The 23,027-nt window shown below is 70.1% G+C and carries 13 protein-coding genes; 1 reads left to right on the top strand and 12 read right to left on the bottom strand.

Features of this window, described 5'->3' with window-relative positions:
- Positions 1–2: 2 nt before the first annotated feature.
- The 11 genes from pks13 to MUN33_RS00250 all read right to left on the bottom strand — a co-directional run bounded on the left by pks13 (position 3) and on the right by MUN33_RS00250 (position 19,011).
- Entirely contained in the window at positions 3–5,048 is a 5,046-nt protein-coding gene (gene pks13, locus MUN33_RS00300; RefSeq protein WP_244802916.1) for a polyketide synthase Pks13, read from the bottom strand.
- Positions 5,049–5,173: 125 nt separating this feature from the next.
- Positions 5,174–7,066 carry a FadD32-like long-chain-fatty-acid--AMP ligase gene (locus tag MUN33_RS00295; RefSeq protein WP_244802915.1) on the bottom strand — a complete coding sequence of 631 codons (1,893 nt, stop codon included), beginning with the start codon at positions 7,064–7,066 and terminating at the stop codon, positions 5,174–5,176.
- Between the two features lie 98 nt (positions 7,067–7,164).
- A complete protein-coding gene (locus MUN33_RS00290; RefSeq protein ID WP_244802914.1) occupies positions 7,165–8,106 on the bottom strand; it encodes a cutinase family protein in 942 nt (313 codons plus the stop codon).
- A gap of 103 nt (positions 8,107–8,209) precedes the next feature.
- Entirely contained in the window at positions 8,210–10,318 is a 2,109-nt protein-coding gene (locus MUN33_RS00285; RefSeq protein WP_244802913.1) for an alpha/beta hydrolase-fold protein, read from the bottom strand.
- 145 nt (positions 10,319–10,463) lie between these two features.
- Positions 10,464–11,024, bottom strand: coding sequence for a DUF732 domain-containing protein (locus MUN33_RS00280; RefSeq protein ID WP_244802912.1), 561 nt, complete (start codon positions 11,022–11,024; stop codon positions 10,464–10,466).
- On the bottom strand, positions 11,021–13,024 hold the full coding sequence (locus MUN33_RS00275; RefSeq protein ID WP_244802911.1) for an alpha/beta hydrolase-fold protein: 2,004 nt from the start codon (positions 13,022–13,024) through the stop codon (positions 11,021–11,023). The genes MUN33_RS00280 and MUN33_RS00275 overlap by 4 nt, the downstream gene beginning before the upstream one ends.
- Before the next feature lie 279 nt (positions 13,025–13,303).
- A complete protein-coding gene (trhA, locus tag MUN33_RS00270; protein ID WP_244802910.1) occupies positions 13,304–14,008 on the bottom strand; it encodes a PAQR family membrane homeostasis protein TrhA in 705 nt (234 codons plus the stop codon).
- Between the two features lie 101 nt (positions 14,009–14,109).
- Positions 14,110–15,159 (bottom strand): alpha/beta hydrolase, encoded by a 1,050-nt coding sequence (locus MUN33_RS00265; RefSeq protein WP_244802909.1) that lies wholly within the window; start codon positions 15,157–15,159, stop codon positions 14,110–14,112.
- 149 nt (positions 15,160–15,308) lie between these two features.
- Positions 15,309–16,433 carry a decaprenyl-phosphate phosphoribosyltransferase gene (locus MUN33_RS00260; protein WP_244802908.1) on the bottom strand — a complete coding sequence of 375 codons (1,125 nt, stop codon included), beginning with the start codon at positions 16,431–16,433 and terminating at the stop codon, positions 15,309–15,311.
- Positions 16,430–16,960, bottom strand: a complete 531-nt coding sequence (locus MUN33_RS00255) for a phosphatase PAP2 family protein (RefSeq protein ID WP_244802907.1) — start codon at positions 16,958–16,960, stop codon at positions 16,430–16,432. Before MUN33_RS00255 ends, MUN33_RS00260 begins: the two co-directional genes overlap by 4 nt.
- Positions 16,960–19,011 carry a glycosyltransferase gene (locus MUN33_RS00250; RefSeq protein ID WP_244802906.1) on the bottom strand — a complete coding sequence of 684 codons (2,052 nt, stop codon included), beginning with the start codon at positions 19,009–19,011 and terminating at the stop codon, positions 16,960–16,962. The genes MUN33_RS00255 and MUN33_RS00250 overlap by 1 nt, the downstream gene beginning before the upstream one ends.
- 371 nt (positions 19,012–19,382) lie before the next feature.
- On the opposite strand from MUN33_RS00250, the gene MUN33_RS00245 reads away from it, so the two are divergent.
- Positions 19,383–21,152 (top strand): acyl-CoA dehydrogenase, encoded by a 1,770-nt coding sequence (locus tag MUN33_RS00245; protein ID WP_244802905.1) that lies wholly within the window; start codon positions 19,383–19,385, stop codon positions 21,150–21,152.
- 92 nt (positions 21,153–21,244) lie between these two features.
- Here MUN33_RS00245 and MUN33_RS00240 read toward each other — a convergent pair whose 3' ends face one another.
- Entirely contained in the window at positions 21,245–22,957 is a 1,713-nt protein-coding gene (locus MUN33_RS00240; protein ID WP_244802904.1) for a long-chain-fatty-acid--CoA ligase, read from the bottom strand.
- Positions 22,958–23,027 lie beyond the last annotated feature (70 nt).

Genomic DNA, 23,027 nt, shown 5'->3' with positions numbered 1-23,027 from the left:
CGCTATCGCACCCGGTTCCGCTCGGAGAGGTCGCGCAGGTGCTCGGTGATCCGGGCACCGACGATGCCGATGGCCGGTTCGTCCGGGACGGCCAGGTGGTCGCCGGCGAGCTGGACGAGCTCCAGGTCGTCGACGACACCGTCCCACCCGCCGTCGGCGGGGATGTCGGCGAAGGACGGCTCCAGTTCGATCGCGCCGTCGTGCATGCCCTCCGACTTGAAGAGGGTCACCGGTGCGGTCACCTGCGACCACCGTTCGAAGTCCAGCGTGTTGAGGATCCGGGTGTCGACGAAGCTGGCCCGCTGGTGCTCCAGCACCCCGGCGGCCAGGCCGTGGGAGGAGGCGTCGGTGTTCTGCAGGAACATCGTCATCATCCCGATGAGCGCCTCCTCACCCTGGCTGTCGAGCAGGTCGTGGGGCACCGGCATGTCGATGCCGTAGGTCTTCTTCGCGAAGGCGGAGTAGCGGTCCCACCGTGCGTGCATCTCCTCCGTGGTGTCCGGCGCCGGGGTCGTTGGACGCACCAGGTCGAGCAGTTCCAGGTGTCCCACGGTCACCTCGCCCGAGGTCTCCAGCCGGTGGGCGACCTCGAAGGCCAGTGCACCGCCGAAGCTCCAGCCGCCCAGGACCACGGGTCGGCCCTCCGCCAGCGCGGTGATGTCGGCGACGTAGGCGTCCGCCCGCTCGTCGAGGGAGCCTTCCAGCCGCTCGACGCCGTAGACGGGGACGTCAGCGGGCAGCCGGCGGGTCAACGGCTCGTAGACCACGCTGGAACCACCGGCGGGGTGGAAGAGGAACACCGCGGGGCTCTCCGAGCCCTCGGGACGGGCCCTCAGGACCCGGATGTTCCCGTCGACGGAGGTCTCGAAGACGTCACGGACCAGGTTCGCCAACGGTTCCAGGGTCCGGGCCGCGCTGACCTGCTCCGGGGTGATCTCCGCCCCGGAGCGTTCGCTCAGCCGGGCGGCGACGGCGGCGGCGGTGGGGCCGTCGACCGGTGCCAGGGTGCTGGTCACCCCGGCCGGGGCCACACCGGTGAGCGAGGCCCAGGTGCCGAAGACCATACGTTCCGAGGCGTCGCGCGGCGCCACACCGACGCCCTCACCGGCACCGGCGGTCTCGCCGGTGCGCTCCGGACGCGACGTCGAGTCGGCGGCGGCAGGTTCCGCAGCGGCGCCGGCGTCGGCGGCTTCCCCGTCCTGCTGCTCGTGCACCATCTGCTCGACCAACGCGATGACCTCGTCCACAGAACCGTCGCGCAGTGCCTGCACGTTCAGCGGGGGCAGGGCGAAGTCGTACTCCACCCGGTTCTTGATGCGCATGCCCATCAACGAGTCCAGGCCAAGGTCGATCAGCGGCAGCTCACCGGGCAGGTCGTCGATGTCGTAGCCCATGGACTCGGAGACGATGCTGCGCAGCCGGTCGGCCACGGTCTCCCCCGACTCCGGGTCCCACCGCTCGGCGTCGGTGTCCACCGACGGCAGAGCATTGCGTCCGGGCTGCTGCCCGGCCTGCCCGGCCTGCCCCGCCTGGGCCACCTGGGCCGCTGCGTCGCCGGCGGCCTGCCCTTCCTGTGCCTCCTGCACCGCGCGGGACTCAGCGGCGGCGGCCCCGGTGGTCGGCGACGCGGCGAAAGCCTCGCCCGCCAGGCGGGACTCGCCCCGGTCGCCGTCCATGGCGTGGACGTGCACGCTCAGTCCGCCGAGGGTGCGGGTGACCAGCGTGGTCACCTCACCGTCGGTCGGCAGGGTGCCGTGGGTCTCCACCGCGGCGAGGACCGCGTCCGGGACGACCGCGCGCGCAGCCGCCTCGGCGACGGCGTCGACGCTGGGTACCTCCGCCGCGGAGACGGCGAACGCCGTCCGGCCGTCCGGCAACGCCACCCGGCGCCCCGGGAGGCCACGGACCGATCCGCCGCCGGGGCGTGCGGCGGTCCAGTACCGCTGCAGGTTCCAGTGCACCCCGGGGATGCCCGCCACCGCGCGACCGGGCAGCGCCGGGCGGCCGTCGACGGCGTTGAGCCGGCGGAAGTCCACGTCGGCGCCACGGACGTACAGCTCACCCACGGTGGCCAGGAGCGTGTCGATGCTCGGCTCCTTGCGCTTGAGCAGGTACATCAGGCTCGACTCACCGGCGTCGTGGGCGAAGGCGGTGTTCATCATCGGCATGAGCGCAACCGGGTTCGGGGAGAACTCCACGAAGGTGCGGAAGCCCTCGTCGAAGAGCGTGCCGGTGGCGTCCGACAGCCACACCGGGTGCCGGGTGCACCGCAGGAAGTAGTCGGCGTCGTGCACCACCGCGCCCGGACGGTACGTGACGCCACGGTCGACGCTGCTGTAGACCGGCGTGTGGATCGGCAGAGGGGTGATCCCGCTGATCTCGGCGTGGAGTTCACCGAGGATCGGGTCGAGCATGCTGGTGTGCCCGGCACCCTTCACCTTGAGCATGCGGGCGAACTTGCCCTCGCCCTCCAGGTGGGCGACGAGGTCGGCGACCGGCTGGGCCGGCCCGCCGACGGTGGTCATCCCCGGCGCGGCGTACACCGCCGGTTCCACGGCGGCGAACTCCGGGTGCTCCTTCTGGAACTCCACGAGGTCCTCTACCCCGAGTTCCACCACGGCCATCGCGCCCTGCCGGTCCTCGGGCAGCAGGGTCTCGCCCTCGCCCATGAGGCGCGCGCGGTGGCAGGCCACGGTCACCGCGTCCTCCATGGACAGCCCACCGGCGGCGTAGGCCCCGGCGATCTCACCCATCGACTGACCGACGACGGCCGCGGGACGCAGACCCAGGCCGGTCATCAGGTCGGTCAGGGCGATCTGGATGGCGGTGATGCCCACCTGGGCGGTCTCGGTGCCGAAGGTCTGTGCGTCGTCGAGCATCATCTCGACCACGGAGTAGCCGGCCTCCTGCCGCACCACCCGGTCGACCTCGTCGAGCCGTGCGGCGAAGAGCGGCGACAGGGTGTAGAGCTCCTTGCCCATCTTGCGGTGCTGCGAGCCGAACCCGGAGTAGACCCAGACCGCGCCTTCCCGCTCGGGGCTGTCGGCGACGCTGATCCCGGCGCCCTTGCGGCCCTCGGCCAACCGGGCAAGGCCGGCGGCCGCCTCGGCGGTGTCGTGTGCCAGGACCAGGCCGCGGGACCGGGCGTGGTTCCGGTTGCCCTGCACCGCGGCGGCCCCGGCGAGCACCGCCTGTCCGGACCTTCCTTCCAGCCACGACGCCAGGTCGGCGGCAGCGGTCCGACGGCGCGACGGCAGCAGGCCCGAGACCGGGAGCAGACGCGGCAGCGGGCGCCCCCCGGCGGAACCGTCGGCACCGTCGGTGCTCTCCTGCACCCCGGCCCAGTCGAAGGCGTCCGGCAGAGACGGGGTGGCCTCCTCGGCCGGGGCGGCCCCCTCGGGGGCGACAAGGACGACGTGGGCGTTGGTGCCACCGAAGCCGAACCCGGAGACACCGGCGACCGGCGCACCGGAGTACTCCGGCCATTCACGCGGGTCCTCGACGACCTCGAGGTGCTCGCGGTCGAAGTCGATGTACGGGTTCGGGCCGGTGAAGTTCACCGTCGGCGGGAGCACGCCGTGGCGCATCGCCGCGACGACCTTGATCACCCCGGCGACACCGGCGGCGGCCTCGGTGTGCCCGAAGTTCGTCTTCGCCGAGCCGAGCAGCAGCGGCGAAGCCACGTCGCGGCCGGCACCGAGCACCTGGCCCAGCGCGCCGGCCTCGATCGGGTCGCCGAGGATGGTGCCGGTGCCGTGCGCCTCGACGTAGTCCACCCGCGACGGGTCGATGCCGGCGTCGGCGTAGGCGGACTCGAGGACGGCTGCCTGGGCCTCGGGGTTCGGTGCGGTGAGTCCGTTGGAACGGCCGTCCTGGTTCACCGCCGAGCCGGCGATGACCGCAAGCACGTCGTCGCCGTCACGTCGGGCGTCCGACAACCGCTTCAGGACGACGACGCCGGCGCCGTCGGACCGGACGATGCCGTCGGCGTCCTCGGAGAACGCACGGATCCCGCCGGTGGGGCTCAGGACCCCGAGTTCGGAGAACGCGACGGTGGCGAAGGGGGTCGCCAGCAGGTTCACCCCGCCGGCGACCGCGACGGAGGAGTCGCCGTCGCGCAGTGAGCGCACCGCCTGGTGGATCGCCACGAGGGAGGACGAGCAGGCGGTGTCCAGCGCGACGGAGGGGCCGCGGAAGTCGAAGGCGTAGGAGATGCGGTTGGCGATGATCGAGGTGGAGTTGCCGGTCAGGGCGTACGGGTGTGCCTCGGACGGGTCCGCGGTGATGAGCATGCCGTAGTCGTTGTTCGAGGTGCCCATGAACACCCCCACGTCACGGCCGCGCAACCGGTTGGCCGGGATGGCGGCGTTCTCCAGCGCCTCCCAGGTCAGGGACAGCAGGATGCGCTGCTGCGGGTCCATGTTCGCCGCCTCCACCGGCGACAGCCCGAAGAACTCCGCGTCGAAGGAGGCGATGTCGTCGATGTAGCCGCCGGTGAGGACGGCCTCGGACATGCGGCGGGACATCTCGGGGTCGTCGGCGTACTCGCTCCACCGGCCCTCGGGGAGCTCGCCGACGCCGCTGCGGCCCTGCTCGAACATGCGCCACATGCCGTCGACGTCGTCGGCGCCCGGGTAGCGCCCGGACATGCCGACGACCGCGATCTGACGGTCCTGCGGGCTCAGCCCGCTGCCCTGTGCGCCGTCGTCCCGGCCGTCCCGGCGCCCGTCGGACACGGCGCGGGACGCACGCGCGCCACCGGCCATGACGAAGCTCGCCAGCGCGGCGATGGTGTTGTACTCGTAGGCCACCGTCGCGTCGAGGGCCACCCCGGTGAGACGTTCCAGCTGCCCGGAGAGGACCACCACGTCACGGCTGGACAGCCCGAACTCCTCCATGGGCCGGTCGTCGGTGATGTCGGCGGCATCCAGACCGGTCGTGGACTGCACCCAGTCCCGCAGCCAGCCGCGCATGCCGGCGGCCGTGGTCGGTGCCGGCGCGGCGGCTGACGGATTCGCGTTCCCGGGGGTTCCAGACGTTTCAGACATTTCGGAGTAGTTCATCCTTACTCATGACGGACAGTGGAGGGGCGGCCGGAACGGGTGCGACGGCCACCATCAACATAAGATCGACGGTGGCCGTCGCCACGCTACAGAAGTCTCACTGTAGTCGACTACCGGTTGAACCGACCGTCGAGATAGGCCTTCGCGCAGACGCGTCGGGCGATCTTGTTCGCCGAGGACCGCGGGATCGTGCCCTCGTCGACGATGCGGATGTCGGCGGGCTGGACACCGTGGGTCGCGGTGACCGCCGCCCTGATCTTCGCCACGGCGTCGGCGTCGCCGTCGGCCGGTGCCTCGGGGTCCCGCTCGGCGACGACGACCAGCTGCTCGGAGCCGGAGTCGTCGCCGGCGTTGTCGACGAGGTCGCCGGCGACCGCGAAGGCGGCGAGGACGCCCGGCAGGACGTGGCCCGCGGTGGCGTCCGCGGCCGTGGCCTCGATGTCCTGCGGGTAGTGGTTACGACCCGCGACGACGACGAGGTCCTTGATCCGGCCGGTGATGTAGAGCTGCCCGTCGACGACGACCGCGAGGTCGCCGGTGCGCAGCCAGTTGTCCTCCGGGGCGCCCTCGGCGGCGGAGTTCTCGGCGAGACGCTTGTCCACGGGCAGGACGTTGCGGAAGGTCTCGGTGGTGTCCTCCTCGCGGTCGAGGTAGCCGGCGGCGATGTTGCCGCCGTGGAGCCACACCTCGCCGACGGACCCCTCGGCGAGCTCCTCACCGGTGGCGGGGTCGACGATGGGCATGAAGAGGGAGGGGCCGGGCTCACCGACGCTCATGATCGGCACGGCGTTGGCGGTGTCGTCCCCGGAGACCTCCACGGCCCGGCCCTCGGCCAGCTGCCCACGGTCGAAGACGCGCAGCTTCGGACGCTCCTCGGTCTGCGGGGTGGTGACGAACACCGTCGCCTCGGCCAGGCCGTAGGACGGGCGCATCGTGGAGCGGCGGAAGCCGAAGGGCTCGAAGACGTCGCAGAACCGGTCCACGGACTGCAGGCTGACGGCCTCGGCGCCGTTGATGATGCCCTCGACGTGGCTGAGGTCGACGTCGGCCAGGTCGGAGCGCTTCGCCGGGTCGGCGTAGCGGGAGGCCAGCTCCAGGGCGAAGTTCGGCACACCGGAGTAGACGTTCACGCCGTCGCCGCGGTCGGCGAGCTGGCCGATCCACCGGCCGGGGTCCTGGATGAAGTCGCGCGGGGCCATGATGTCCTGCGGGATCCCCAGGATCAGCACGAACGACGACAGGATGATGCCCATGTCATGGTGGAAGGGCAGCCAGTTGACCAGCCGCAGCGGGGTCTTCAGCTGGGCGGCCTGGAAGACCTGCAGCACATTGGTCACGATGCTGCGGTGGGTCAGCACCACGCCGGCGGGCGTGCGGGTGGACCCGGAGGTGTACTGGAGGAACGCCGGGTCGCCCGACTTCGGCGCCAGCTCCGGGTGCTCCATCATCGCCATCATCGGGTTCTGCCAGTCCTCGGCCAGCGAGTCCGGCAGGGCGTCGACCGTGAGCACACGGGGACGCTCCGACGAGGGGAGGGAGGAGAAGTGGCTGCGCACGTGCCCGGCCGAGGTCTTGTTCGTCAGCACCACGGTGGGCGTGGACGACTCCAGGACCGCCGACAGGTGGTCGGCGTGGCCCGGCTCGGTGGGGTCGTAGAGCGGCACCGGCACGGTACCGGCGTAGAGGGCGCCCATGAACCCGAAGAGGTACTCGGGGCTGTTGTTGGCGAGGATCGCCACCCGGTCACCGCGCTCGGTGACCTGCTGAAGCCGGACGCACACGGCCTTGATGCGAGTGTTGACCTCGGCACGGGTCCAGGTCACCGCCTGCCCCTCGGCACCACCGCTGAAGTCGTGGAAGGTGATCAGCGGGGTGTCCACCGCACCCTCCATCTGTGCCATCGTGTACAGCATCTCGCACATGGCCGAGAGCGAGAGCTGGTCCGGGATCGCGATCTCGCCCTTGTCGTCGTAGAACTGTGCCATCGCGGCGCTGATGTCCATCAGGTATCCCTCATTACTGTGTGGGTAGCGGTCGTCGTACGTGGTTTCTGCAAAGAACTCACGTGGATTCTATCGTCTCGCCCACCCCGCCGCGGGAATTACCGGCCCTCGGCGATGATGTCGCGGACCCAGTTGTTGATCCATTCCGGCACGGTGCCGCCCTCGACGACGGTGCCGTTGCTGGAGTACTCGGCGTGGACCTTGTTGGCGTCGATGAGGTCGTTGGCCCGCTGCACGGCGTTGCCGATGTCGCGCGGCGCGCTGCACACCAGGTCAGCCGGGGCGCAGAACTGCAGGGTGTTGTCCTGCAGGGCGCCGAAGCCCTCAGGACGCGGCCCCCGCATGGACGCGCCCGGCACGATCGGCGCGACGAGCGCGCCGACGGGGCTCAACGCGATCTCCGCGCCGATGCCGGTGACGTCGGGGCTCCCGATGAGGTTGCCCTTGCCGTCCTCGCGTCGGCCGTCGGCGATCAGGGCGACGCCGGCGACGGCGTCGGCGGGCACGGTGGAGTGGCCGTTGCCGATGGCCGTGGCGAGGTCACCGGTGAGCACCGCGCCCTGGCTGAACCCGACGAGGATCATGCGGGTCGCCGGGCAGCTCTCGTGCACCGCGGTCATCTCCCCCTCGAGCCTGGCGTAGCCCTGGTTGCGGGAGTCGTCGTAGGACATCTCCCGCAGGGCCTGGATGTTGCGGAACTGCGCGGCGTAGGGCAGCGTCCAGGTCTTCAGCTGGCCGCCGTCGACCCCGTCGCCGAACTCCTCCTGCAACGGCCGGGTGACGTTGAGCAGCAGGGAGTGGGGTCGCGACGACGGGTGGATCGGATCGTCCTCCGGCGTCGACTCCCACGTGCCGGGGGCGGCGAAGAGCTGGTAGTCCGGGCAGGTCGCCGGCTGTTCGGGATCGGTGGTCCGGGTCGGGCCCGGCCCCGGTCCGGGCCCGGCGGAGTCGTCGGGCCCGCGGTTGACCCACTGGCCGATGCCGATGACCAGGACGACGGCGAGGACGAGGGCCGCCACGACGGTGAGGAACTTTCTCATGGCCAGTCAGAGTACCCGGTGTTCCTGGCAGTGATCTGGCAGCCCGGATCTAGCAGCCTGCCGACCGGGCGCGGCGGTCAGTCCCGGCGGACCGTCCCGTCGGTCAGTCCCGGCGGACCGTCCCGTCGGCGTCCTGGACGAGCGTACCGCCCTCGAAACGCACGGACCGGGAGCCGTCGGGGTGCACGGTCTCGTCGCCGAGGATGAAGCCCAGCTCACCGCCCTCGAAGCCCTGCTCCCGGTAGGCGTCGAAGAGCGGCCCGTGGTGGATCAGCGCGGTCCCGTGGTCCTGCGACCAGTAGATGACACCGTGCTCGAAATCCGTGAAATGGCCCGGGGTGGACGTCGCACTGTGATTGCCCACCGGGAAACCCAGCCCGTCCCGCACCGGCGCGTCCAGGCCCAGGTACCGCTCGGCGATCGCCCCGTGCAGCATCCGCACGTCACCGTCCGGGGTGCGCACGGCGACGCCGTGCTCGAAGCGCTGCACCTGGCCGGTCCGTCCGGCGACGGTGATGTCCTCCTCCGGCGCGACCGGGTAGCCCCACGGGCCGTACTCCCAGTTCGTCGGGCCCCAGGCGTCGATGATGTCCTGCTTCACCGTGACCGGGCCACGGCCGTCCTGGACCCGTGACCAGTAGATGTAGCCGTGCTCGAACCGTGCCCAGGCTCCGCCGTCGCGGGCCCAGGAATCCGGCTCCAGCGGGTAGCCCAGCCAGGAGTTGGGGCCGCCGAGCTCACGGTACTTCGCACCGGTACGGCCCCACGTGGCCACGGCGCCGTTGTCCGGGTCCGCGCCGTCCCTGAGGTAGACGACCCCGCCACGGAAGTCCTGGGCGGTGCCGGTGACCTTCCCGCCGCGGTCGCGGATCTCGTAGACCCCACTGATGCAGTCGCCGAGGTCGTAGTTGTTGTGGTTCGTCCGGTAGCGCTCGACCGCCTCGGCGAACGCGCCCTCGGCCTCACACTGCACCGCGGTGTCGGACTCCTCGAGCCCCAGGGCGTCGGCCATGTACGGCCACGCCTGCTTCATCTCGTACTCCCAGTACGGCCAGATGTGGGTGCCGTTGGGACGGAACTTCGTGACGGTGTCGACCCCGACGGCACGGGCGAAGTTCACGAAGGTCTGGCTGGTCACCCGGGACGCCGCCTCCATGGCACCGGAGTTGATGTCCGCCGCGCTGCCGGGGAAACTGCCCTCGGCGTCCCAGGCGCCGGCCAGGCCGTTGCCCGCCGCGACGTACACCGTGGTGCCGGCCCGCCGGAAGTTGCCCACCAGCAGCTTCGGGTCGTGGGTGAACCACGCCGGCGAATAGTAGTTGCCCCACATCCGGCGGGCGTCGTAGCCGGCCTGGCCCGTGATCATGCCGAAGGCGCGGGGCATCAGCGGCGACGACGTGTCGAGGTAGCCGGAGAACGAGGCGGCGAAATCGAACATCTCCGCGTTCCGGCCGGCCAGGATCATCGCGCCGGTCGCACCCATCGACAGGCCGTTGACCGCACGCCGGTCGTTGGTGCGCCAGCCCTGCTCCAGGACCGCGGGGAGTTCCTCGGTCAGGAAGCTCTCCCACCGGAAGTGCTTCCCGCCGTCCGGCGCCTGCCAGTCGGTGAAGAACGACCCGCCGCCACCGACGGGCAGGACCAGGTTGACGTTCTTGTCGGCGTAGAACCGGACGGCGTCGGTGGCGTAGGACCAGGCGCTCTCGTCCTCGCTGCTGTAGAGCGGGCCGAGCTGCCAGACCGACGGGAAGGTCTTCTCCGGGGCGCTGTACCAGTCGCGCGCCAGGTGGACCTGGACCTTGACCGGCTGGCCCGGCATGGCGGCGGAGTTGATGTGCAGCATCACCCAGCGGTCGGTGATCCACTCGACCTTCTCCACCGACACGCCCTCGGGCAGGCCCGGCAGATCCTGGCTGGTGACGGACAGGGGCTCACGGGCCGGTGCCGGACCGGGGTCCATGAACGCCAGCGGGGACGCCTCCGGCGCGGTGTCGGCGGGGGCGTCCACCGCGGCGGCGGCCTCGTCGGACACTCCGTCGGGACGTTCCCGGCCGTCGGTGGCGTCACCGGGTGCGTCAGGTGCAGCGGGTGCGGCAGGGGGCGTGGCGGGGTCGGCGGGGTCGGCGGCTGCCGGTACCGCCGGCGAGAACACCAGGGCACACGCCAGCAGGGTGGCGGTGACCCGGGCACGCCGGGACAGGCGCAGGGACACGGGGACTCTCCTCGGAAGACACAGGGGACCTAACCCCTGCTCCATCGTGGCGAGACTCAGGATTTATACATGCCGACATAAATTTCTACCCCTGGGTGACTGACGTCACCCAGGGGTAGGTCACCATCTGCGCCTGAGCGGCCGCTCAGGCGCAGTAGTTCTTCTCGGCGGCCTCGACGATGATCCGCTGCGCCTCCTCGGCGGGCACCGTGGTGAGCTCCTGCACCTCGAGCTGCCCGGCGATCATCGGGACGGCGAAGCCCTCGCGCCCCTCCTCCTTGGCCAGGCACTGCTCGCGCGCGGCGGCGATGACCTGGTCCTGGATCGCGGAGTCCTCCAGGTTGATCTCCCGGTCCTTGAGCTCGGCGAGGAAGGCGTCGTCCTCCGCGGTCCGCGGCGCGACCTCCCCACCGGGCTCCTCGACCTCGTTGACCTCCCCGTCGCGGGGGGCGTCGCCACCGGAACCTGTGCCCGGCGCCGGGGCCGGCGAGGACGACGCGGCGGACGAGGACGGCGAGTCGCTCTTCGACGGGGACCCGTCGGCCGACGAACTCACGCTGGGGACGCCGCCGTCCCCCTCCTCACTGTCCACGGTGGAGTCGCCGCCGCAGGCGGCCACGCTGCCGGCCAGCAGCAGGGCCGCCGCCACCGAACCGACCTTCGTCGCCGTCGCCGCGCGGGCGTGGCGGAATGTGCAGACACTCATCGCGGATCCTTCTGGATGTTGCCGTTGACTTCACGGATCTCACCGTGCTGGAACTTCACGACCTCGCCGCCGGCGGGGATGCCCTGCTGGTCCTCGACGGGCCAGCCGAAACGTCCCTGCTCGTACCGGTCCTCGCCCCAGGCGTCGAAGATCCGGCCCTTCCGGATGATGTGGGCGCCGCTGGAGGCCGACCAGTAGATGTTGCCGTGCTCGAACTGGGTGAACGCGCCACCGTTGACCTTGATCTCCTCGGAGCGCGGGAAGCCCAGACCCGAGTCGGCGGGGCCGCCGGCCTCGAGGTACTTCTCCCCGATCTTGCCCTCGATCATGCGGACCTTGCCGTCCTTGTCCCGCACGGCGACACCGTTCTGGAACTTCTGGACGGCACCGCCACCGGGCACCTGCTCGACGGCGGCGACGGGGTAACCGAAGGGGCCGGTCTCCCACTTGCTGCGGCCCCAGGCGTCGACGATGTCGTTCTTCACCGCGACGGCACCGGTCTGCGGCGTCCAGTAGACGATGCCGTTCTCGAAGCGCTGCAGAATGCCGCCGCCCTTCAGGCCGGACTGCTCTTCACCGGTGGGGTAGCCCAGCCAGCTGCCGGGACCGCCCATCTCGGAGTAGCGGGCGCCGATCCGGCCCCACGACGCCCACGCCTTGTCGGCGCCCTTCTTCCAGTAGACCCGGCCGTTGCGGAAGTCCTGGACCTTGCCGCCGTTGGCGGCGTCGTACTCGTTGGTCGTGCAGGTGCCCAGGTTCTGGCTACGCTGCCGCTTCTCCGCCTCGGCGATCTTGCCCACCGCGGCGCACTTGGCGCCACGGTCCTCCTCGGACAGGCCGAAGGTCTGGGCGATGTAGGGCCACGCCTGGGTCATCTCGTACTGCCAGTAGGGCCAGTCGTGCGTCCCGGAGCTGCGGTACTTGGTGACGACGTCCACGCCGGCGCGGTTGGCTGCGTTGGCGAAGGTCTGGGTGGTCATCCGCGACATGGCCTCCAGGCCGAAGGCCGCCGGGTTCGCCGGGTAGCCCGGGATCGGACCCTGCTGGTCGTACGGTCCGGCGTTGCCGTTGCCGGCGGACAGGTACACCGTCATGTCCTTGAGCGCGCCGACGTGCTGCTTCGGGTCGTTCTCCTTCCAGCGCTGCGAGCCGTACGGGCCCCACATCCGCTGGGCGTCGTAGCCGGCGCCGTCGTTGGTGGCGTAGTTGATCGCCTGGGGCACGCCCGGCGAGGTGGTGTCGAGGTACCCGGAGAAGGACCCGACGAACTGGAAGAGCTCAGGGTGCCGGTGGGCGAGGTTCACCGCCGCGGTACCGCCCATGGAGATACCGGTGATGGCGCGCTGCTCGCTGGTACGCCACCCTTCACGCAGGACGGCCGGGAGCTCCTGGGTCAGGAACGTCTCCCACTTGTAGGTCTTGCCGGGCTCGGGCTGCTGGTCCCAGTCGGTGTAGAAGGAGGAGTTGCCGCCGACGGGCATCACGACGTTGACGTTCTTGTCGGCGTAGAACTGCTGGATGTTCGTCGACAGCGTCCAGCCGGACTCGTCGTCGCGGGCGCGCAGACCGTCCAGTGCCCAGACGGACGGGAAGTCGCGGTCCGGCTGGCTGTACCAGTCACGGGCCAGGAGGATCTGCACCAGCACCGGCCCCTCGGGCATCGACGGGGTGTTGATGTAGACGTTCGCCCACCGGTCGGAGAGCCACTCCACGCGGTCGACGTCCACACCCTCGGGCAGACCGGGCAGGTCCTGGTCGGTGACGTCCTGCGCGGGACGCTCCGGGACGTTGTCCGGGTCGAGGTAGTCGCCGAGGCCGGTGCCGTTGGCACCCTGACCTCCTCCCAGGGAGCCCTGGGCGGCGGCCGGTGCCGCCAGCGGCACGGCGAGCGCCACCGACAGCGGCAGCGCGAGGACGGCGGCACCGACGCGCCGTGACGTCCGTCGGGACGGACGGGTGGCGGGGGACTTCCCGGTGCGGGTGTTCGCGGCAGTTCTCATGGTGGTGGCGTTCTTCCTTCGTCGGTGCGTCTCGTCAGGATCGGCGGTGTCGGCGGCATCGGACCCCCGCAGCGGGTTCCCCTCCCACTGCCGGGCTCCGGTCGGAAACCGGTGTCCGCCACAGCTGGCCGTGACGGCGACACCGGCAATTATGGCAATCCGGTCACCGGTTTCCCGGGACAACACGCCAAAACCTTGAAGTTTTACTTGAGACTTAGCTTCTGCCGGAAGTCTAGCACCCCCGCCGGGCCCGCACCGGGAACCGGCCACCCCAGGGGGTCAGGAGAGCACGAGGATCCAGATCGCCACATGGTGCAGGCCACCGGCCACGATCGTCGCGGCGTGGAACACCTCGTGGAAACCGAACCACCGCACCGACGGATTCGGCCGACGCAGTCCATAGACCACCGCACCCAGGGAGTAGATGATCCCGCCGACCACGATCAGCACCCCGGCGACCAGCGGGATCGTGTCGACGAACCCGCCGACCTTCAGCACCGCCAGCCAGCCCAGCGAGAGGTACACCACCACGTCCAGCCACCGCGGGTGGCCGATCCAGAAGACGTTCATCACCACCGCGGCGACCGCCAGCACCCAGCAGACCGGGAGAATCCACAACCCCTCCGACCACGAGTCGAACGCGAACACCGCGATGGGCCCGTAGGTCCCGGCGATGAAGATGGCGATCATCGAGTGGTCGGCGCGGCGCCACGCCTGGACGGTGGTCTCACGGCGCCACGGCACGCGGTGGTACAGCGCCGACACGGCGAACAGGCCGATGAGGCAGAGGGAGTAGAGCACGGCGGACCAGGACAGGGCGCTGCCGCCGTGCAGGATGAAGGAGGTCGCGGTCAGGGCCGTGCCCGTGCCCGCGAAATACCACGCCGCGTTCTCGTGGAGCCGGCCCCGCAGGAGCGGCCGGTCTCCCCGGTCCACCGGCCGTGGACGACGCCGCTCCCCTGGCTCCTTCGCTTCTGTTTCCATACTTTCCCAGTGTATGCGTGCGGCCCGGGAGATGTCGGTCATCTCCCGGGCCGTCCCCCAACCGTCCTCCGCGTCAGGATCCCCCTTACGTCCCGCTTATGTCAGCAGACCAGCTTGCCTGCGCGGTAGCACACGTTCAGCGCGTCGAGGATCTTCGGACGTGCCTTCTGCAGCTCCGGGGTCCACAGCGTCCAGTTGTGCACGCCGACCGTCGGGTAGCTGGCGGTCACGTTCGCACCGGAGGCCCGCGCGGCCAGTTCGAAGGTCGCGGTGGAACCGCGGGCCCCCCACTCCAGGCCGATGCCGGCGATACCGCCGACCGGGTTGGCCATGAAGTCGTCCCGCGGCCCGGGGATACCGGCGGCGGCGGAGAGGTACACCGGCATGCCCGCCAGCTTCGGGGCGTTCAGCAACGGGTCGTTCGCGAACCGGGTCGGGTGGAGCGGGTGGCCCCACATGTCCCAGATGTTCGCACCCGGGGAACCCTCGTTCATCGCGAACTGCAGCGCCATGTACATGCCCGGGGCCGTGGTGTTCAGGTAACCGGACAGCGAGGTGACCTGCTTGAACTGGTTACGGTGACGGGAAGCCAGGTTGATCGCGGCAGTGCCGCCCATCGACAGGCCGACCAGTGCGTTCTTGTTGGGGCTGATGCCGAAACCGCTCTGCAGCTGGGCGGGGAGCTCGCGGGTCAGGAAGGTCTCCCACCGCGGCTTCTTCGGCGTGGTGGTCCCGTTGAACGGGCCGATCCAGTCCGCGTAGAACTGGGAGGCGCCGCCGACCGGCATGACGACGTTGACGTCGTCGTTGACGAACATCTCCGGGGCGTGGCCCAGGTAGGTCCACGCGTTCCAGTCGTCACGGGCCCGCAGGCCGTCGAGCAGGTAGATCGCCGAGTCGCTGTTGGAGCGCTTGATCTGGACCTGGATGTCCTGACCCATCGCCCCGGAGTAGAACCAGCAGTTCTGGACGAAGTGGTTGTAGTTGGCCCAGGTGCAACGGGGGCCCAGGATCCCGCGGTCGTCGGCGCTGGCCGTCGGGGTCGCGACGGCGGCCAACCCGAAGGCGGTCCCGATCGCGACGATCAGGGCCATGATCTTACGGCCCAGCGAGCCGGTCGCGGACCGGTGCTTTCCGGTGGCAGTCGTCATGTTTTCCTTTACGTGCTTTTGTCAGACGGCGGCGCCGGTGTCGTCACCGCCGTCATTGCCTACAGTGTCCGGAACGTTACCAAACAGTGATCTTTTCCGCCAAGGATATCGGCCAGTCGTCCTCCAGCGTTACGCCAGGGGACGTCCAGCTACGCCACAGCGGGGATCACGTAGACGGCGACCGCGATCGTCGCCACCCAGATCAACGCCAGGGCCTGCAGCGTCCGGTCGCTCAACGCGATCTCGTCCGGCGCACCGCCGTCGCCACGGTCGACGTCGGCGGCGTACCGCAGGATCGCCACCGTGAACGGCACCATCGAGACCTGGTACCAGACCGCCGCGTGGCCGGGGTGCTGCTGGCTCATGTCGAAGCCCCACAGCGCGTACGCCAGCACCACGGCCGTGGCCGCCAGCGTCCAGACGAACCGCAGGTAGGTCGGGGTGTAGCTCTCCAGGGACTTGCGGATCTTCGCCCCCGAGCGCAGCGACAGCTTCAGCTCCGCGTAGCGTTTGCCCGCCGCCATGAACAGCGAACCGAACGCGGCGACCAGCAGGAACCACTGCGACAGGTCGATACTCGCCGCCACACCACCGGCCATCGCCCGCAGCATGAACCCGGAGGACACCAGCGCGATATCGATCACCGGCTGGTGCTTCCAGCCGAAGCAGTAGCCCAGCTGCAGCACGATGTACACCGCGATCACGATCGCCAACGACCCGCCGTTGGACGCCAGGAAACTCAGCCCCACCGCCCCGACGATGAGCACCACCGCCATGGTGTAGGCCAGGCCCACCGGCAGGACACCCGCCGCGATCGGACGGAACCGTTTCGTGGGGTGCTGCCGGTCGGAGTCGACGTCCTTGGCGTCGTTGACCAGGTAGATCGACGACGCCCCGAGGCAGAACACGACGAAGGCGATGATGATGTCGGTGATCACCCGCCCCTGGAAGAGCAGGTCGCCGCCGGCCGCCGCCGGTGCGGCGACGACGAGAACGTTCTTCACCCACTGCTTCGGGCGCAGCGCCTTGAACATCGCCTCCGGGAGGTTCCGGGGCGCGCGGTGGCCCGGGGCGTCTGAAGTGCCCGCGGCTCCCGCGGCCGAACCACCCCCGGACTCCTCGCGCGCGTAGGTCCGGTCCTCCCACGCCGCCGGCTCCTCGAGACCTGAGGTGTGCGGCTCCGACCCGATGAACGCCTGGCGTTCACCCGGGCGCTCGTTCGTGTCGTGGGTTTCGGTGGGGTCGAATTCCGGATCCGTCCCGGGACGAGTCATCGCTTGATCTCCTTCGCAGTTCGGTGGACGGCCTTCTCCGTCGCCACGCCGAGGGCAACACCGGCGAGGACGTCGGTGGGGTAGTGCACGCCGAGCACCAGGCGGGACGCCATCATCACCGGCACCCCGGCCAGGGGCAGACGTGAACCGGTGATCCGGCTCAGCGACGCCAGCGCCGCGGCGGTGGACGTCGCGTGGGACGAGGGGAAGCTCAGCCGCGACGGGGTACCGACCCCGACCCGGATCCGCGGGTCCGACGGCCGTCGCCGCCGCACCACACGCTTCAGGACGACGGACGCGGCGTGCGCGGCGAACGCGGACACCCCGAGCTCCACCCACGGCTCCACCGTCCGACCGCGGACAGCGGCCACCGACGCCCCGGCACCGGCCAGGGCGAACCACCCGAGCGCGTGCTCGCCGAAATGGCTGAGCCCACGGGCCGCACCCAGCACGACGGAACCCTCCGGGTCACCGGGGACGAGTGCGTCCTGCACGGCGACGAGGACATCCGCCTCCGGGCGCCCCATCAGCGCTCCCCCGGTTCGAAGATCCGGGCCCAGGCGTCGACGCTGGTCAGCTCCGGGTGGGCGACGCGGTAACGCTGCCGCATCTCGTCGAAACGGGTCGCGACCTCCTTCTGCAGGCGGGCGGACTCCGTGGCCAGCTCCCGGGCCTTGTCGCGGTCACGCTTGCGGTAGACCACACCGGTACCGTCGGCGGTGGTCACGGTCACGCCGTCGAGACGTCCCAGGGAGAACCACCGGGCCTCGATCGGCGGCAGGTTGACCTGCGGGACCTCGTGGTGGTGCGGGTCGGCCGGCCGCAGGTTGTTCGCCACGACCTTCGCCAACCGGGTCACCTTCGCCAGCGGGGACAGCGGGATGTCCGTGAGCTTCGCCGGACCGCCGTCGGCCGCCGGCAGCGTCGACGACGACGGGACGACGACGGCGTCCGGGTACTGCTTGCGCAGCGCGTTGATCCGCGGCAGGGCCGTCTCCAGGATGTCGAAGAGCTGGTCGGGCCCGGCGAGGAAGTCCTTCATCGCCTCGTTCTGGATCGCCACGGTGGAGTACTCCAGGCACATCAGGTGCTTCGCCGTGGCCTTGGTCATCGAGGCGATGATGCCGGTGGGGCTGCCCTCGTGCTGGAGGGCGGCGACGATCAGGCGGTTACGCAGGTGGAAGTACGCCTGCCAGTCGATCGCGTCGTCCTTGTCGGACCAGGCCATGTGCCAGATGGCGATGCCCGGCCACGACGCCGTCGGGAAACCGTGGTCCCGGGCACGCAGCCCGAACTCGCCGTCGTCCCACTTGATGAACAGCGGCAGCGGCTGACCGACCGTGTCGGCGACGACCCGCGGGATCATGCACATCCACCAGCCGTTGTAGTCGGCGTCGATGCGGCGGTGCAGGTCCTTCGAGTCGACACGTTCGCCCGAGGCGTTCGTGCCGTACTCCCCGCGGTCGCGCAGCGGGTGGTTGTAGAAGTCGTGGTCGTAGTGGGTGTGCGGGGCCGCGGTCCACATGAAGCTGCCGCGGTCGATGATCTCACCCATGGTGTGCAGGTGGCTGCGCTCCTGCAGGTTCAGCATCTGCCCGCCCACCAGCATCGGCGAGGCCGCGTAGCGCGACGCCGCCAGGGCGCGCAGCACACTGTCCGGCTCGATGGCGATGTCGTCGTCCATGTACAGGATGAACGGGCTGTCCGTGCCACGCTCCGGGTGCCGCGCCTCGTACATGATGCGCGAGTACCCGCCGGAACCACCGAGGTTGCCCTGCACCGGCATGCGCAGACGGTCGCCGAAGTGCTGCTCCACCGCCGGGAACCCCGGCTCGTCCTTCGGGTGCTTCGTGCCCTGGTCCGGCATGATGAGCGCGTCCACCACCGAGTCGACCACCGGGTCGGAGGACAGCGCCTCCAGCGCGGCGACGGCGTCCGCCGGACGGTTGAACGTGGGGATGCCGATGGTCACCCGCGGCTCCGGGGCGGGCAGGAGGTCGCCCTCCTTGAGGGTCGTCGTCTCCCCCGTCGCCGGGTCGGTGACGACCGTGTCCGAGACGACGCGCTGCTCGCCGGCGTCCCTGGTGGCGAACCAGCCGGCACTGTGGATCGTGGTCTCGGACTCACAGGTGATGTCGAACCAGATCCAGCCGCCGTCCTCGAACGGCGCCAGGGACACGGTGAACTCCGCGACACCGTGACCGCTCCCGTCGACCTCGACGATGCCGCCGGTCACGGCGATACGCGAGCCGTCGATCTTGGAACGGTAGATGTCGATGCGGGCGTCGCCGGTGAGGTCGACGCGCAGCTGCACCTCGTCGAGCTGGCTCCAGCGGCGCCAGTAGGACGCCGGGAACCCGTTGAAGTAGCTCTCGAAGCTGACCTCTTCCCCCGCGGGGATCCGTGCGGACGTCCGGGACAGTGCGGTCACACGACCCGGGGTCTGCTCGTTCTCCACGATGTAGAGGGAGCGGACGTCCCGGGGTTCTCCCCTCTTCGGCAGAATGACCCGGGCGAGGCGCCGCGGGTCGTAGCGATCGTCACGGCGATCGTCGCTCATCTCAGTGGTTGCGCTCATCAAGTTCTACGCCGGCCTCCGTTAGACAGTTGTACGCCGACGATTATTCCCCATCATCACGGTCCGGACGTAGTCGGGCACGCGGATTCCACCTGTGAATCGCCTGCGAGAGGCTGCGGGACGCTGGGGGACGCTGGGGGGCGGCTGGGTTAGTGCTCGGTGGGTGCCGGGTGGGTGCTCGGTCGGTCGGACGCGACGGCCCGGCGCGACGGCAGAGCTGTCAGCCCTGTGGCAGAGGTGGCGGTCGATTCCAGACCGCAGATCGACCAGGCCCCCTGCCCGGTCGCCCGACAGGTCTGCCACACCGGCCCCGACGGCGATGAACCGGCAACCTACCCGGGAGTATGCGATGTCCTTTACCATCGGAAAGCATGACCGCCGACATCCTCTCGACCGACGACCTCGCGTTCCTCCTCTACGACTGGCTGGACGTCGAGTCTCTGACCGAGCACGACAGGTTCGCCGACCACTCCCGCGACACCTTCGACGCCATGCTGGACGCCTCCCGCACCCTGGCGCACACGTGGTTCCGCCCCCACATGCGAGCGTCGGACCAGGATGAACCCACCTTCGACGCCGAGGGTGTCCACACCCACGAGGCGATCGCCCCGGCACTGCGGGCCTTCGCGGAGTCCGGACTGACCGCCGCTTCCTTCGGCGAGGAACACGGAGGCGTGGACCTGCCGCTCACCGTGTCCCGCGCCTGTTTCGCCTGGGCCCAGGCCGCCAACATCGCCACCGCCGCCTACCCCATGCTGACCATGGCCAACGCCGCACTGATCCTCGCCCACGGGACGCCGGAACAGGTCGCCACCTACGCTGAACCGCAGCTCGCCGGGCGGTACAGCGGGACGATGTGCCTGTCCGAACCGCACGCGGGGTCCTCCCTGGCGGACGTGACGACCGGTGCCCGGCGCGAGGCGGACGGCACCTGGCGGATCACCGGGACGAAGATGTGGATCTCCGGGGGCGACCACGGGATGACGGACAACATCGTCCATCTCGTCCTCGCCCGCACCGGTCGCGCGGAGGACGGTGTGAAGGGCCTCAGTCTCTTCATCGTCCCGAAGTTCCTGACGTCCGGGGAGCGCAACGACGTCGTCCTGGCCGGCCTGAACCACAAGATGGGTTACCGCGGCACCACGAACACGCTGCTGAACTTCGGCGAGGGCGCCCACACCCCCGGCGGGTCATCAGGAGCGGTGGGGTATCTCGTCGGTGAGGAGAACCGCGGGCTGCAGTACATGTTCCACATGATGAACGAGGCCCGGATCGGCGTGGGCACCGGTGCCGCAGCCCTGGCGATGACGGGCTACCTGGAGTCGCTGGACTACGCCCGCAGCCGTCCGCAGGGCCGCCCTGTCGGGGCGAAAAACCCTGCCGGACCGCAGGTCCCGATCATCCGGCACGCCGATGTCCGGCGCATGCTGATGGCGCAGAAGACCTACGCGGAAGGGTCGATGGCGTTGTGCCTGTACGCCGCGCACCTGGTGGATCTGGCCGCGACCTCCACCGGCGAGGAACGGCGGCGCCATGAGCTGCTCCTGGACGTCCTGACCCCGGTGGTGAAGAGTTTCCCGTCCCAGTACGGTCCCGCGGCCAATGACCTGGCGATCCAGGTCCTCGGCGGGGCCGGGTACACGCGCGACTACAACGTGGAGCAGTTCTACCGGGACAACCGGCTGAACCCGATCCACGAGGGAACGCACGGCATCCAGGGCCAGGACCTGCTGGGACGCAAGGTCCTGATGCAGGACGGGGCGGGGCTGCACCTCCTCGCCGACACGGTCTCGGAGACGGTGAAGTCCACGGCGCTTCTGTTCCCGGAGTTCTCCACGGCTCTCGCCGACCGCCTACGGCGGCTTCTCGAGGTGACCGGGGCCCTGTGGCAGGACGGGGACGCCACCGCCGCGCTGGCCCACGCCACGGACTACCTGGAGGTAACCGGGCACGTCGTCGTCGCCTGGCTCTGGCTGGACATGGCGTTCGCGGCGGAGGCTGCGGGATCGCCGCTGGCGGAGGGGAAACGGGCTGCGGCGCAGTACTTCTTCACCTGCGAGTTGCCGAAGGTCGACCCCGTCCTCGAGCGGCTCGGCGCCCGCGACTCCCTACTCAACGACCTGGACGAGTCGGTGTTCTGACCCCATCCCGGCAACCCCACAGGTCGGTGGGACCAACCTGTGGGGTTGCTGCGTCGGCAGGCGAGAAGGAACCCGGAGCCGGAGAGGCCCCACTACCCCAGCATCTGCTCGCGGACCTCGACCCGGCGCACCTTCCCGAGCTGGTCGGCGGGCAGTTCGTCGAACACCTGGAACACCCGCGGGACCTTGTAGCGCGCCAGGCCCTCCCGGCAGTGCTCCTTGAGCACCTCCTCGTCCAACCTGGCGCCGTCGGCCAGGACGATGCCGGCCGCCACGGTCTCCGAGCCGTCCTCACGCGGCAGCCCCACCACGCTGGCCTGCGCCACGGAGGGGTGCTCGGTGAGCACCTCCTCCACCTCCGCGGGGTACACGTTGAACCCACCGGTGACGATCATCTCCTTGATGCGGGAGACGATCCGGACGAAACCGTCGGCCTCCTTCACCGCCATGTCGCCGGTGCGGAACCACCCGTCGACGAACGACGTCGCGTTGGCGTCCGGACGGTTCAGGTAGCCGCCGAAGACCTGCGGACCCTTCACCACCAGCTCGCCGGCCTCCCCGTCAGGCAGTTCGCGGGACGGGTCGTCCTGGTCGACGACGCGCACGTCCGTGTCCGGGAACGGGATCCCCACGTACCCGGGACGCCGGTCGGTGCTCATCGGATTGCCCACCACGATCGGCGAGGTCTCCGTGAGCCCGTAGCCCTCGACGAGCAGCCCGCCGGTCATGTTCTCCCAGCGCCGCACCAGCTCCACGGGCAACCCGGAGGCGCCGGAGAAACTGGCCTTGACCCCGGAGATGTCGATCTTCTGCTGCTCCGCGATGTCCATGATCGTCTGGTACAAGGCGGGCACACCGGGCACCCAGGTGGGCTTCTGCTTCTTCATCGCCGACGCCAGCAGGGGTTTCTCCGGCGCCGGCAGCAGCAGGACCGTCCCGCCGATCAGCGGGCCGAGGGTGATGTTCATCGTCAGGCCGTAGGCGTGGAAGATCGGCAGGGCGGCGAGCATCCGCTCGGCCTCCTCCCCGTCGCCGAGCCCGGGGACCCAGGCACGTCCCTGGATGATGTTGGCGCAGAGGTTGGCGTGGGACAGGGCGGCGCCCTTCGGCGTGCCGGTGGTCCCGGAGGTGTACAGCACGATGGCCGGGTCCGTGGGCGCGACCTCCGCGGTCTCGATCAGGGCCCGACCCTCGGACTCCGAGGCGTCCTTGACCAGGTCGGCCCACTCGGTGAGCCCGTCGGTGCTGCCCTGCAGCTTGTCGCGCATGGCCCGCACGGGTTTCACCGGCAGCTTCAGCGCCGCACGCAGGTAGACCGGCATCGCGCGGGTGACGGTGACCGGGATGATCTGCTCCAGCGGGGCGACGGTGCGCAGCTCCCGGGCCACGTCCACCGCCTTGTCCCAGAAGATGCCGACCTTGGCGCCGTGGTCCTTGAACGCGACGGTCAGCTCACGGGCGGTGTAGAGCGGGTTGTGCAGCGTGGCGGTCGCGCCGAGGGACAGCACGGCGTAGAAGCTGATCAGCGCCTGCGGACAGTTGGGCAGGGCGATCGCCACCCGGTCGCCCTTGCGGACCCCGCGGTTGTGCAGCATCGACGCGGCCTTGCGGACCTGCCGTCCGTATTCCGCGTAGGTCAGGGACGAGCCGAAGAAGGTCATGGCGGGACGGTCCGGCCAGGTCTTCACCGCATGGTCGAAGATGGCGGCGAGGGTGCGTTCGTCGTCGCCGTCGTAGGCCAGTTCGGGACTGGTCCACTCGGGGTAGTACCGCTGCCAGGGCCGGGGGCTCGTGCTGTCGCTCATGACCCCACAGGTTACGCCTGTATGATCGGTCTCCCTGATTCAGGCACCACCGACCGGAAGGGTCACCACC

It is taken from the genome of Corynebacterium kalidii, from assembly GCF_022869005.1.
Lineage (GTDB): Bacteria > Actinomycetota > Actinomycetes > Mycobacteriales > Mycobacteriaceae > Corynebacterium > Corynebacterium kalidii.
The sequence above is the reverse complement of the archived record's forward strand: the minus strand, read 5'-3'. Positions and strand labels throughout refer to the sequence as shown.

Coding starts and splice junctions, on each gene's coding strand:
- pks13 (WP_244802916.1), bottom strand. CDS start 5,048: ATGTCTGAAACGTCTGGAACCCCCGGGAACGCGAATCCGTCAGCCGCC.
- MUN33_RS00295 (WP_244802915.1), bottom strand. CDS start 7,066: ATGGACATCAGCGCCGCGATGGCACAGTTCTACGACGACAAGGGCGAG.
- MUN33_RS00290 (WP_244802914.1), bottom strand. CDS start 8,106: ATGAGAAAGTTCCTCACCGTCGTGGCGGCCCTCGTCCTCGCCGTCGTC.
- MUN33_RS00280 (WP_244802912.1), bottom strand. CDS start 11,024: ATGAGTGTCTGCACATTCCGCCACGCCCGCGCGGCGACGGCGACGAAG.
- MUN33_RS00275 (WP_244802911.1), bottom strand. CDS start 13,024: ATGAGAACTGCCGCGAACACCCGCACCGGGAAGTCCCCCGCCACCCGT.
- trhA (WP_244802910.1), bottom strand. CDS start 14,008: ATGGAAACAGAAGCGAAGGAGCCAGGGGAGCGGCGTCGTCCACGGCCG.
- MUN33_RS00265 (WP_244802909.1), bottom strand. CDS start 15,159: ATGACGACTGCCACCGGAAAGCACCGGTCCGCGACCGGCTCGCTGGGC.
- MUN33_RS00260 (WP_244802908.1), bottom strand. CDS start 16,433: ATGACTCGTCCCGGGACGGATCCGGAATTCGACCCCACCGAAACCCAC.
- MUN33_RS00255 (WP_244802907.1), bottom strand. CDS start 16,960: ATGGGGCGCCCGGAGGCGGATGTCCTCGTCGCCGTGCAGGACGCACTC.
- MUN33_RS00250 (WP_244802906.1), bottom strand. CDS start 19,011: ATGAGCGCAACCACTGAGATGAGCGACGATCGCCGTGACGATCGCTAC.
- MUN33_RS00245 (WP_244802905.1), top strand. CDS start 19,383: ATGACCGCCGACATCCTCTCGACCGACGACCTCGCGTTCCTCCTCTAC.
- MUN33_RS00240 (WP_244802904.1), bottom strand. CDS start 22,957: ATGAGCGACAGCACGAGCCCCCGGCCCTGGCAGCGGTACTACCCCGAG.